The sequence below is a fragment of the Candidatus Abyssobacteria bacterium SURF_5 genome (assembly GCA_003598085.1).
Taxonomy (GTDB): domain Bacteria; phylum Abyssobacteria; class SURF-5; order SURF-5; family SURF-5; genus SURF-5.
In genome coordinates this window covers 1-11,870 of the sequence record QZKU01000033.1, presented here as the reverse complement: position 1 = coordinate 11,870, position 11,870 = coordinate 1, and the positions used below count along the sequence as shown (strand labels likewise).

Here is an 11,870-nt window from a genome sequence, read left to right as displayed (position 1 = left end):
ATCATTATTATGTCCCATAACACGCACGAGACCACGTAACGAGATGCATGAATCACAAATGAGCGACCCAAAAACCATCATCGAAGCTTATGAAGCCGGGCGCATCAGGAGAATCCTTCTCATCCGCGTGTCGCGCGTGGGCGACCTCATTTTCACGACGCCCTCTATCCGGCGACTGAAGGCCCGTTTCCCGAAGGCCGAATTTCATTTTCTGACAAACGCCTACTCGCAACAGGTGCTCCAGGGAAACCCGCACATCAGCCGCGTCCATCTCATGGACCGCAAGTCGATCGGGTGGCGCTTGTTCGGGCTCACGCCGGCCGCGGCCGCGCTCAGGAAGGCCGGCATCGATCTCGTCATCCCGTTCCGATGGAGAAACGAATATAAGCCGCTGTTCAAGAAAATCGAGGCGCCTTTCGTTTACCGTCTCACCAATACGGGCGCGACGAACGAGAGCAGCCACGTTGCGGAAAGGTTGTTGGACGGACTGGCCCCGCTCGGCGTCGAGCCGGACGATCGCGGAATGGAGGTTTTCTTTGGAGAAGACGAGAAGAGGGCGGTGGACGAATTTCTGGCGAGGCTTGGCCTGGAAAAGGGACCGGTCGTAGTGCTGCATCCCGGATGTCACCAGACACGAAAAGCCAGGCGCGGCGGCAGCGCCGCCAAACGCATCTGGCCGGCCGCTCACTGGGCGGAGCTCGTTCAGCATCTTCACCGAAAGAACGGCTCGTCGCCGATCCTTACCGGTTTTTCGGGCGGGGACATTGCCGGAAACGAGGAGATATGCCGCATCTCGGGATTGTACATCCCGCAGTTCACCGGGGGCAGTCTCAATGGCCTCGCGGCTCTTCTTGCCAGAGCCGACGCATTCGTCTGCGGCGATACCGGCCCGCTCCACGTAGCCTCGGCGGTCAGCGCGCCCACGGTGGCTCTTTTCGGGCCGTCGCGGCCGGAAGTGACCGGCCCTTACCGGAATCGGGGCGGCGCGATTGTTTTGCAGAAACAGATCGAGTGCGTTCCCTGCAAGGGGAACGACATCAAATGCAGCGACAACAAATGCATGAAACAGATCAGCGTGCAGGACGTCTGCAATTCACTCTCTCAATTTTTTGAGACACGAACGCAGCCGTGAACGGCGGAAGATAGAAGGTTCCGCGGAAAAGTAAAATGGAACAAACAGTAATAATTGAAAAGGTGTGGGTCAATTGTCCCGTTTGCGGGCAGGATGACGCCGAGCGCCTTTTTTCCAGAGAAAACTATCAGCACGTTCGCTGCCGGAATTGCACCCTCGTTTATGTCAACCCGCAGCACTGCGACACGGGCCGGATGAACGCTGCGCTTTTCGGACAGACGCATCAAGCCTGGGTTACGGCGTCGCAGCGAGTGCGCGCCATGGACCCGAACTCCCTCGAAAAACACGTAGAACGCCTTCGGGATCGTCCGGTAAAGAAATACGCGCGCGAGCTGAAATACATGGAGAAGTTCCGGAAATCCGAATGGCTTTTGGATGTGGGTTGCGCCGATGGGAAATTTCTGATGGCGGCCGCGGGCCGCGGCTGGAGCGTGAGCGGAGTCGAGATTGCGCCCGAGCAGGCGGCTCTGTGCAGAGAGAGGCTTGGGCTGGACGTCCGATGCGGCATGCTTCATGAGGCCGGATTCGAAAGCGGCACGTTCGATGTGGTCCGTCTCAACCAGGTCATCGAGCACGTCGCCGAGCCCCGCCAACTGTTTCAGGAAATCAGGAGAGTGCTGCGTCCGGGCGGACTGCTCAGTCTTGCCACGGTTAACATCAATAGCTTCTCGTATAGATTCCTGGGCGAGCGGTGGAACTACCTCGGCGGTTCAAATAATGAGCACATCGTTTTCTTTTCCCGGCGGACTCTTGATCGGATTCTGTCGACAACTGGTTTCAAGAGCCTGCAGTGGAAAACAAACGGATGCCGGCTGAAAAATCCGGGCACTCTCACAAATGGGCTTCGGGACAGGTGCATAAAGGGAGCGGAAAAAATGATCGGCGCCTTTGCCGAGTTGGCTGGAAAAGGCGGAAGGATACATGTATACGCGCAGGTCGTTCGTGATTGAGGAACCACCGGCTATCTCGCCGCGCTTCTTTCTCTGGATTTATCAGTGTGTCCAGCCGCCTCTGACGTCAACCGTGCGGCCATTCGTCGCGGAGCGAGAACGGTGCAAGAATTAGCTGCGGTCGAAAAGGTATGGATCAAGTGTCCCATTTGCGGAAACGATGATATGGAGAAGCTTTTCTCCAGGGACGACTACCAGCACGTGCGCTGCCGGAAGTGCACCCTCGTCTATGTGAATCCAAGGCATTCGGATCCAGGCCGGATGAATGCCGCTCTCTTTGGTCAGATACGCCCATCGTGGACGATTGCGGACAATAGGGTGCACACGATGGACTTGGCCTCCCTGCAAACGCATGCCGACCGCCTGCGGAATTTTCCGGCAAAGAAATACGCGCAGGAGCTAAAATACATGGAGACGTATCGAAAATCCGGGCGGCTCCTCGATGTCGGCTGTGGGGACGGAAAATTCCTGCTGGCTGCGAGCGGCCGCGCCTGGAACGTGAGCGGGGTCGAGATCGCGCCCGAACAGGCGGCTTTGTGCAGAGAGAGGTTTGGCCTTGATGTCCGATGCGGAACTCTTGATGAGGCCGGATTCGAAAGCGGAGCGTTCGACGTTGTGCGCCTGAACCAGGTCATCGAACATGTGGCCGAGCCCCTGAATCTGCTCCGCGAGATCGGGAGAGCGCTGCGCCCCGGTGGATTGCTCAGCCTTTCCACGATCAATATCAAGAGCTTCTCGTATTTTTTTCAGCGCGAAAGATGGGTCCATCTCGGCGGACCCAGTAATGAGCATATCGTTTTCTTTTCGCGGCAGACTCTCGACCGCGCGCTTACCGCGACAGGCTTTAAGAGCCTTCGATGGAACACAAGCGGGTGCCGGCTGAGGAGCCGGGCTACTCTGGAAAAGAATTTTTGGGACAGAAGTATCAGGATACCGGAAAAATTTCTTGGCGCCTTCGCCGAATTGACTGGAAGAGGCGGAAGGATCCACGTGTATGCGCAAGTTCTGCCCGCGCCTGCAGGTAAATATTTGGAATGACAGCAAGTTCCCTGCACATAAATGATCAGGCCACGTGGCGCGGCGGCGAGCAGCAGGTGTCTTATCTTCTGAAGGGACTGAAGGAGCGCGGCGAGCGCGCCGAACTGATCGCCCAGCCGGAGAGCGTCCTCGGACGGCTTGCGCGCGAGGCCAAAATTACGGTGCATCCGATCCGCATGCGCGGCGAGCTCGATATAGTTGCCGCACGCCAGATCGCCCGCCTCATCCGAAGCAAGGGGTTTGACGTCGTCCACATGCACACGGCCCACGCGCATACGCTCGGATGCCTGGCATCCGCTTTCAACCCGCGCCCGCTCTGTATCGTATCGCGGCGGGTCGATTTCCCGATCAACCAAAAGCCCCTCGGCATCCCCGCGCTGAAGTATCGCTGGCGCGTCGACCACTACATCGCGATATCCAAGGCGGTGAAACAAGTGCTCGTTAACGGCGGTGTTCGCTCCAAGAAAATCTCGATCGTCCACAGCGGGGTCGCGCCCCGGACCCCCTTCCGATCGCGCGAGGAAGTCAGACAGACCCTGGGCCTCGCAGATGACGCGCCGCTCGTCGGCAATATAGGCGCACTCGTCGATCACAAGGGACATCGTTACCTCATCGAGGCGATTCCGCTCGTTCTTAAGAAGGTCCCCGCCGCCAAATTCGTTATTATCGGAGACGGCGAGTTGAGGGAGTCGCTCGAAGCGTTATCTTCCCGACTGGGAATCGATGATGCTATAATGTTTTTGGGATTTCAGGCCGACCCAATCAGCTATCTGGCCGCGATTGACCTGTTCGTGGCGCCGTCTCATATGGAGGGCCTGAACACCTCCATTATCGACGCGATGATGCTTGCGCGCCCGATAGTCGCGACACAGGCGGGCGGGATTCCCGAGCTTGTCGAAAACGAACGGACCGGGCTGCTTGTCCCTCCGAAGAATCCGGGGGCGCTTGCCGACGCCATTGTGAGACTGCTCGGGAACCCGGAAAAAGCCGCCGAACTCGCGCGCGCAGCACGTGAAAAGGCGATGGAGCATTTTACCGCGGATCGGATGGTCGAAGGGACGCTGGCGGTTTACAGCCGGCTCCTCGAGGAAAAATGGAAGAGCTGAAGAAATATATCCGGATCATCTCGTATCTGAAGCCGTACAAGTGGCTCGTGCTGCTCACGATGCTCTGCTCGATCCTGGTGGCCTCCTCGATGGCGGGCGCAATCGGCGGAATCAAGCCCGCCGCCGACCTGTTGTTCGGCGAGTTCAACGTCTCGCAGTATCGAAAACTGCCGCTGATGGATACCGCCGCGGGCGCCGCTCTTCTTGATGCCGTCCATTCCTTTTTCACGCGCGACAAGTTTCTGACCCTCGTCATCATCTCGTCCGTCGTGGTCGCGTTGACCGCTCTTCGGGCTGTGTTCAAATTCATCCAGGGCTACACGGGAGGATATCTCGCGAATCGCTTAAGAATGGATGTCTCGATCGAGCTGCACGACAAGATAATGGATCAGTCGCTTTCCTTTTTCTCGAAGCAGGGGGTCGGCAACACGATCTCGGTTTTCAGTTACGATATCGCTCTCATTCATCAGGGCGCAAAGATAATCTTCGACAAGATCGTGCTGGAGCCGCTGAATATCGTTACCGGATTGACAATCGCCTTTGTCATTAACCCGAAGCTGGCGACTCTGGCGGTCATCGGGCTGCCACTGGTCGGCTATGCAATCACCAGATTCGGACGGCAGGTGAAGAAGAATACGCGGCGCAGCCTGCAGAACAGCGCCGGAATCCTTTCGCTCCTGCAGGAAAGCCTGTTCGGGATCAAGATCGTGAAGTCGTTCGTCATGGACGATTATGAGCGCGAGCGCTTCATCAATGAGAACCGGCGCTTGCTCAAAAACATTATGCGAGCGGTGCGCGCGCGCGAACTGGTTTCGCCCGTGGTCGAGGTGGTGGCGGCGCTGGGAGTAGGTCTTTTCATTCTGCTCGGCGGGCGCGATGTGCTCAGCGGCAAGATGTCGTCGGGCAGCTTCATCGCATTTTATGCGGCCCTCGGCAGCGTGTTCACTCCACTTCGCTCGCTCTCGAAAGCGGTGAGCGAAATCCAGACCAGTCTGGCCGGCGCGACCAGGGTGTTCGCGTTCATGGACCATTTGCCGGAAATCAAGGACCCGCCCAGCGCCGTTGAGATGCAGAAGATCGCCGGCCACGTACGGTTTGAAGGGATTACGTTCGGCTACGATCAGAAGAATCCGGTCATCCGGGACCTCACCTTCGAAGCGCAAGCGGGCGAAAAGGTCGCCCTCGTCGGTCTGAGCGGAGCGGGCAAGACGACTGTGATCAACCTGCTGCTCCGTTTCTATGATCCGCAGCAAGGCCGCATCTGCATCGATGGGGTGGATATCCGTTCGGTGACCCAGGCTTCGCTGCGCTCGCAGATCGGGCTGGTCACGCAGGAAACAATCCTGTTCAACGACACCGTCGCAAACAATATCGCCTTTGGCAGGAAGGATTTTCCGCGCGAGAGAATCATTGCGGCGGCGAAGGCCGCGAACGCGCACGAGTTTATCGAGCAATTGCCGCAGGGTTATGATACCGTCATCGGCGAGGGCGGCATGCTTCTCTCGGGCGGCCAGCGCCAGCGGCTCGCCATCGCGCGCACGATCCTGAAGGACCCGGCCATCTTCATCCTTGATGAGGCCACCTCCTCGCTCGACAGCGAGAACGAGTCCCTCATCCAGGACGCGCTCGCGCGTCTGATCGAAGGGCGAACCACCTTTGTCATCGCGCATCGGCTCTCCACGATACAAAACGCCGATAAGATTGTCGTGCTCGACCAGGGCCGCATCGAAGCGATCGGCCCCCACAAGGAACTGTACAATACCAGCCCCATCTACCGCAGCCTCTACGAAAAGCAGTTCCTGGCGCCGCCGGAATCGGTCGAGGTCGTGAGCGAGGAGCAAGCTTAAGGTGGGAAAAAATGAAAGAAGCCGATAAGCCATTGTCTGGAAAAAACTTCCTCAAAAGGTCATCAACCAGAGGCGCAGACCCTGGATTCCTGCCTTCGCAGGAATGACTGCAATCAATCAAGGCTAAGCAGGAATAATAGAAGCAAAAGATCGAATTTGGTGGCGGATTAACCGGCTCTTGGTTAGATGAAAAAGCATCTGTCACTGTTGCATCAATTGCAGTTGTAATGTGCTTTTCTTTTTTAGTCATTCCTGCGAAGGCAGGAATCCAGGAGAGCGAATACAGAAAGGATACACCCATACATTCTGAATAAACAGACCAACGATAAGAACAAATCTTGATTGTATGAAGCTCTCATATGTGTACATACTGGCGAGCAAAAAGAATGGAACCTTGTACATCGGTGTGACTACCGATCTTGTTAAACGGGTATATCAACATAAATCCGATGCAGTGAATGGCTTCTCGAAAACGTACCGTGTTCATGATTTAGTATATTTTGAACAGTTCGAAGATATAATGGCGGCGATAGAGCGAGAAAAGCAGATCAAGAGGTGGAAACGCCGCTGGAAAGTAAGGCTGATTGAGGAAACGAATCCGCAATGGAAAGATCTATATAAAGAAATAATTCATTAAGGGAGAAGAATCTGGATTCCTGCTCCCGGATTCGGGTCCGGGATCACGCTGAAGCGTGATTGAGAAGCAATAGCTTCGCAGGGATCACTGTACCTTAAAAAATCATGGCAAAAGCAATCATCGTCATCCCCGCCCGATATGGCTCGACGCGCCTGCCGGGCAAGGCTCTCGCCGAGATCGAGGGGAAGCCGCTTGTCCAGCACGTCTACGACCGCGCCCGCCTCTCGAAACTGGCCTCCGATTGTCTCATCGCCACGGACGACGAGCGCATCCGCCGGGCGTGCGAAGCGCACGGAAGCAAAGTCGTCATGACGTCGCCGCATCACAATTCCGGTACCGATCGCATGGCCGAGGTGGCCGAGGGAACGGATGGCGACGTCTACATAAATGTTCAAGGAGATGAGCCGCTCATCGATCCGGATGCCGTCGACCTCATTATCAAGATGATGTTCGCCGATCCGCCCATCAGAATGGGCACGCTCAAGCGGCCGATAACGACGTACGAAGATTTCACTAACCCCAACATGGCGCGTGTGGTCTGCGACCGCAACGATTTCGCGCTTTATTTCTCGCGCGCTCCAATACCGTTTCTGACGAAGGAGCAGTTCGAGCAGGCCGGTGATGGCCGTCCTATTTTCAAGCACATCGGCATGTATTCGTTCCGGCGCGACTTCTTGCTGGAGTTCGCGCGCATGCCGCAGTCGATTCTCGAGAAGACCGAGCGGCTCGAGCAGCTTCGCGCACTGGAGGCCGGCGTCAAAATCAAGGTGCCCACCACGAATTACGAATCGATCAGCGTCGAGACGCAGGCCGATCTCGATCGGGTGCGGGCGCTCTTTGCCCGGAGAAGGTGAGGCGCATGCCGAAGCCAACCGTGGGGATAACGCTCGGCGATCCAGCCGGAATCGGACCCGAGATCGTCGCAAAAGCCCTCAGCCGCCCCCTCGTTCGCTCCCTCTGCCGCCCGATTGTATTCGGCAACATCGCGGTGCTCCGGAAATGCTCGCCAAAAGGGCTGCAGTATGAGCGATTTGCGCCCGGAATTCCCTCAGACCAACAGCTTCCCCAGAGGAGCATTCCCGTTATCGATATCAAGACATCCGCCCGAATCCGCCCGGGCAAACACAGCGCCGCGTCTGGGGACGCCGCACTAGCATATCTTGATTGCGCAATAGAATATGCGATGGGCGGCGAGATCAATGCGATCGTGACCGCTCCGCTCAGCAAGGCGGCGGTTCGCGCGGCCGGCATCTCCGATTTCACCGGGCATACCGAATATCTGGCAATGAAGAGCGGAGCGCGGTCGGCCGCCATGATGTTTTACGGCGCAAAATTCATGGTTGCTCTGGTGACGACGCATCTGCCGCTACGCGAGGTCGCCGATGCGATCACACCGGAAAAGATTCTCGATGTAGTATTGCTTTCGCATGCGGCCGCCGAACGACTCCTCGGGCGGCGTCCGCGCATGGGAGCAGCCGGTTTGAATCCGCATGCAGGCGAGGGCGGCGCGCTCGGGGACGAAGATCTGCGCATTGTCGCGCCGGCCGTGCAGGCGGCGCGCAGAAGGAAAATAAATATCGAAGGGCCGGTACCCGCCGACGTGCTGTTTCGCCGGGCATACCGCGGCGAATTCGATCTGGTTGTCGCCATGTACCATGATCAGGCTCTCGCGCCGTTCAAGATGGTCAGCTTCGAGCACGGCGTCAACATCACGCTCGGCCTGCCTTTTGTCCGCACATCGGTCGATCATGGAACAGCAGCCGACATTGCCGGCAAGGGGAAGGCCTCAGAACAGAGCCTGATCGAGGCGATAAAACTGGCGGTGCGACTCGTCCGATGAAAATGTACTCTGCCGAACTGCTCCGGAAATACGACATCAAGCTGAAGAAGTCGCTCGGGCAGAACTTGCTGCTCGATCCGAACATCAACCGAAAAATGGCTGAGGTCGCGGAGGTCGCGGCGGACGATTCGGTTTTCGAGGTGGGCGCCGGCGTCGGTGATCTCACGCAGGTCCTGGCGGAGCGCGCGCGCGAAGTATTCAGCATCGAGATCGATCGCGCCTTCGAGCCGCCCCTGCGCGAGCGGTTCGGAAACAACCCGAAAGTAAAACTTTTTTTCGGCGACATCCTGAATCATTCGGTAAAGGAGTTGGTGGATGAATTTCTGCCGCACGCGGCAGTCCTCAAAATGGTCTCGAATCTTCCGTTTTACATCACGTCGCCGGTGCTGATGCACTTTCTCGAAAGCGAGGTCCCGTTCAAATCGCTCACCGTGATGGTGCAAAAGGAGGTTGCCGAGCGAATTGTGGCAGTTCCCGGCGGAAAAGAATACGGCATCCTTGCCATCGCCTGCCAGTTGTACGCGCGCCCGAGCATTGCGCGCACCGTCTCCCCAAAATGTTTCCGCCCTGTCCCAAAAGTTGATTCCGCCATAATTCATCTTCCCATTCGCGACAATATCGAGCTTTCGCCCGCGGAACGGCGTTTATTTTTCTTGATTGTCAATGCAGCTTTTCGGCAGCGCCGCAAAAAAATCGCTAATTCGCTGGCCGTCGCGGACCTTTCGATGCCCAAGAAACAGCTCGAGCAGTTCCTTTCTGATAACGACATCCCGCCCGATGTCCGCCCCGAACGGGTATCCCTCGAGAAATACATACAACTTGCCAAAGCCATTTTTGCTGTTAAACTATGATTTTGGCGTAGGGATTCCATTTCGTATCTCTCCAAGTCCCTTTTTTATCAATGTTTTAAATAGGAATATTAGTCCGGAACGGCATCTTTGGTCGCAGGTCCGGCGTAAAGCGATAAAATCGCTCTCATCTGTTTTTGCTGGGGAAAACATGACCGTTTTTCGGCGGCACCGCTTCAACGCGTGAAACTCCTTATATTTACTAAATCTGGCGTAATTTTTCTATTATTAGCGGATTTGGTCATTATTTTCTGTTGATTTTGCAGGGGGGTATTGGGTAACATCGCTATTTAGCACTCACCCGAGGCGAGTGCTAGCAAAGTCGACGGTTAAAGGTTGAGTTTGACTTTAAGGACATAAAGGAGGAATGCAAGCATATGAAACTGAAACCACTTAAAGATAACATTGTCGTGAAGGTGCTTGAAGCCGAAGCAAAGACCGGCGGAGGTCTTTTTTTACCTGACACTGCAAAAGAAAAGCCCCAGAAGGCCAAAGTCATCGCAGTCGGGTCGGGCAGGCGGCTCAAGGGGGGCGATCTTGTTCCTCCTTCGGTGAAAAAAGGTGACACCGTTCTCTTTGGGAAGTATTCGGGAAGTGAAGTGCGTGTTGACAAAGACGAATATCTGATCTTAAGCGAGAAGGACATCCTCGCCATCCTTGAAGAATAGGGAACGGAGGTTTGTATGCCGGCAAAGGAATTATTGTACGACGAGCAGGCGAGGCAGGCTCTGCTGCGGGGCGTGGATAAGGTGGCGAAAACAGTCGGCATCACTCTCGGGCCGCGCGGACGCTACGTCATCCTCGAAAAAAAGTTCGGGGCGCCCAGCATCACCAACGACGGCGTCACCATCGCCAAAGACATCGACCTCGAAGATCCGTTTGAGAATATGGGCGCGCGCCTGCTCAGAGAGGTCGCCACGAAAACGCAGGACGACGCCGGCGACGGCACAACCACGGCCACAGTACTGGCCCAATCGATCATTCGTAGCGGCGTGAAAGTACTTGCCTCCGGCGCCAATGCCATGGCACTGAAGCGGGGAGCGGATAAAGCGCTCGAAGCGGTTGTTAAGGACATCAAGTCGCACAGCAGGCCGATCCGGGAGCGCATCGATATAGCCCGGGTGGCCACCATTTCCTCCAACAACGATCCCCAGATCGGAGAGATGATAGCCGACGCGATGGAAAAAGTAGGCAAGGACGGCGTCATCACGGTTGAAGAGGCGAAGACGCTCGAGAGCAGCCTGCGCGTCGTAGAGGGGATGCAATTCGATCGCGGCTACATTTCGCCCTACTTCATGACCGACATGAACCGGCTCGAGGCCGTCCTCACCGATCCGCTGATCCTTCTGCACGACAAGAAAATCTCGAGCATGAAAGACCTGATTCCGTTGTTGGAGCGCATCGCTCAATCAGGATTGACCTTGCTCATCATCGCCGAAGACGTCGACGGCGAGGCGCTGGCGACATTGGTGGTCAACAAGCTGCGCGGCACCTTGAAGGTCGCAGCCGTTAAGGCGCCCGGCTTCGGCGACCGGCGCAAGGCGATGCTCGAGGATCTCGCCATTCTGACCGGCGGCCAGGTGATCGCCGAGGAACTGGGCCTGAAGCTTGAAAGCGTGACGATGGACATGCTCGGCCGCTGCAAGCGAATCGTGATTGACAAGGAGACGACTACAATTGTCGAAGGCGCCGGGGACCGAAAGGCGGTCGACGGCCGTGTCGCCCAGATGCGCAAACAGATTGAGGAAATCACTTCCGATTATGATCGCGAGAAGCTGCAGGAGCGGCTGGCGAAACTTGCGGGCGGAGTCGCTATCATAAATGTCGGAGCGGCGACCGAGGTCGAGATGAAAGAGCGCAAAGCACGCGTGGATGATGCTGTATCCGCGACGAAAGCCGCGGTGCAGGAAGGCATCGTTCCGGGCGGAGGCGTTACGTTGCTGCGCGCGGCCGCAGCCATCGACAAGCTTCAGCTCGAGGGCGACGAGCTGACGGGCGCATCGATTCTCAAGCGAGCCCTCGAGGAGCCGACGCGGATCATTGCGCAAAATGCGGGGCAAGACGGATCGGTTGTCATTCAGGACATTAAAGCCAAGAAGGACCATGCCTTCGGCTTCAACGCCATCACGCTGCAGTACGAAAACCTGCTCAAGAGCGGGATTGTCGACCCGACGAAGGTGGCTCTGACCGCTGTACAGAACGCCGTCAGCATCGCCGGTATCATGCTGACGACCGAAACCTTGATCAGCGAGAAAAAAGAAGAAAAAAAGAAGTCTAAAATGCCGATGCCGCACGGCCATGGGCATGGAATGGGCATGGGAATGTAAACTCTGTCTGTTCGCGGGCCGCACCCTTTCCGGGGTGCGGCCTTTTTTTTGGTGTGCCCGGCAGGGCGCACTCACTTGAAGGTGCAAGTCCTTTGCAGGCCCGACAGGGGGAACTGCTAGCCGGACGGCAAGGGTGTCCATCGCG

Annotated in this window: 11 protein-coding genes; all 11 read left to right on the top strand. The window is 56.7% G+C overall.

Features of this window, described 5'->3' with window-relative positions; all coding sequences use genetic code 11:
• Positions 1-43 precede the first annotated feature (43 nt).
• The 11 genes from C4520_03835 (at position 44) to groL (ending at position 11,725) form a co-directional block, all read left to right on the top strand.
• Positions 44-1,132, top strand: coding sequence for a glycosyltransferase family 9 protein (locus C4520_03835; protein ID RJP24566.1), 1,089 nt, complete (start codon positions 44-46; stop codon positions 1,130-1,132).
• A 35-nt stretch (positions 1,133-1,167) separates the two neighbouring features.
• Entirely contained in the window at positions 1,168-2,082 is a 915-nt protein-coding gene (locus C4520_03830; GenBank protein ID RJP24565.1) for a class I SAM-dependent methyltransferase, read from the top strand.
• 102 nt (positions 2,083-2,184) lie between these two features.
• Complete coding sequence (locus C4520_03825) at positions 2,185-3,120, top strand: class I SAM-dependent methyltransferase (protein ID RJP24564.1); 936 nt, start codon at positions 2,185-2,187, stop codon at positions 3,118-3,120.
• A complete protein-coding gene (locus C4520_03820) occupies positions 3,117-4,226 on the top strand; it encodes a glycosyltransferase family 1 protein (protein RJP24563.1) in 1,110 nt (369 codons plus the stop codon). The genes C4520_03825 and C4520_03820 overlap by 4 nt, the downstream gene beginning before the upstream one ends.
• Positions 4,214-6,073, top strand: coding sequence for an ABC transporter ATP-binding protein (locus C4520_03815; GenBank protein RJP24562.1), 1,860 nt, complete (start codon positions 4,214-4,216; stop codon positions 6,071-6,073). Before C4520_03820 ends, C4520_03815 begins: the two co-directional genes overlap by 13 nt.
• A 346-nt stretch (positions 6,074-6,419) precedes the next feature.
• Complete coding sequence (locus tag C4520_03810) at positions 6,420-6,710, top strand: GIY-YIG nuclease family protein (GenBank protein ID RJP24561.1); 291 nt, start codon at positions 6,420-6,422, stop codon at positions 6,708-6,710.
• A 104-nt stretch (positions 6,711-6,814) separates the two neighbouring features.
• The gene (gene kdsB, locus C4520_03805) at positions 6,815-7,564 is read left to right on the top strand and encodes a 3-deoxy-manno-octulosonate cytidylyltransferase (protein ID RJP24560.1); all 750 of its coding nucleotides are present in this window, start codon (positions 6,815-6,817) and stop codon (positions 7,562-7,564) included.
• 5 nt (positions 7,565-7,569) lie between these two features.
• The gene (gene pdxA, locus C4520_03800) at positions 7,570-8,550 is read left to right on the top strand and encodes a 4-hydroxythreonine-4-phosphate dehydrogenase PdxA (GenBank protein ID RJP24559.1); all 981 of its coding nucleotides are present in this window, start codon (positions 7,570-7,572) and stop codon (positions 8,548-8,550) included.
• Complete coding sequence (rsmA, locus tag C4520_03795; protein ID RJP24558.1) at positions 8,547-9,401, top strand: ribosomal RNA small subunit methyltransferase A; 855 nt, start codon at positions 8,547-8,549, stop codon at positions 9,399-9,401. The genes pdxA and rsmA overlap by 4 nt, the downstream gene beginning before the upstream one ends.
• 374 nt (positions 9,402-9,775) lie before the next feature.
• Positions 9,776-10,066, top strand: a complete 291-nt coding sequence (locus C4520_03790) for a co-chaperone GroES (protein RJP24557.1) — start codon at positions 9,776-9,778, stop codon at positions 10,064-10,066.
• 15 nt (positions 10,067-10,081) lie between these two features.
• The gene (groL, locus tag C4520_03785) at positions 10,082-11,725 is read left to right on the top strand and encodes a chaperonin GroEL (GenBank protein ID RJP24556.1); all 1,644 of its coding nucleotides are present in this window, start codon (positions 10,082-10,084) and stop codon (positions 11,723-11,725) included.
• Positions 11,726-11,870: the final 145 nt, after the last annotated feature.

Excerpts from the sequence above, each read along its gene's own strand:
- C4520_03835 (RJP24566.1), top strand. The coding sequence starts at position 44 with ATGCATGAATCACAAATGAGCGACCCAAAAACCATCATCGAAGCTTAT.
- C4520_03830 (RJP24565.1), top strand. The coding sequence starts at position 1,168 with ATGGAACAAACAGTAATAATTGAAAAGGTGTGGGTCAATTGTCCCGTT.
- C4520_03820 (RJP24563.1), top strand. The coding sequence starts at position 3,117 with ATGACAGCAAGTTCCCTGCACATAAATGATCAGGCCACGTGGCGCGGC.
- C4520_03815 (RJP24562.1), top strand. The coding sequence starts at position 4,214 with ATGGAAGAGCTGAAGAAATATATCCGGATCATCTCGTATCTGAAGCCG.
- C4520_03810 (RJP24561.1), top strand. The coding sequence starts at position 6,420 with ATGAAGCTCTCATATGTGTACATACTGGCGAGCAAAAAGAATGGAACC.
- kdsB (RJP24560.1), top strand. The coding sequence starts at position 6,815 with ATGGCAAAAGCAATCATCGTCATCCCCGCCCGATATGGCTCGACGCGC.
- pdxA (RJP24559.1), top strand. The coding sequence starts at position 7,570 with ATGCCGAAGCCAACCGTGGGGATAACGCTCGGCGATCCAGCCGGAATC.
- rsmA (RJP24558.1), top strand. The coding sequence starts at position 8,547 with ATGAAAATGTACTCTGCCGAACTGCTCCGGAAATACGACATCAAGCTG.
- C4520_03790 (RJP24557.1), top strand. The coding sequence starts at position 9,776 with ATGAAACTGAAACCACTTAAAGATAACATTGTCGTGAAGGTGCTTGAA.
- groL (RJP24556.1), top strand. The coding sequence starts at position 10,082 with ATGCCGGCAAAGGAATTATTGTACGACGAGCAGGCGAGGCAGGCTCTG.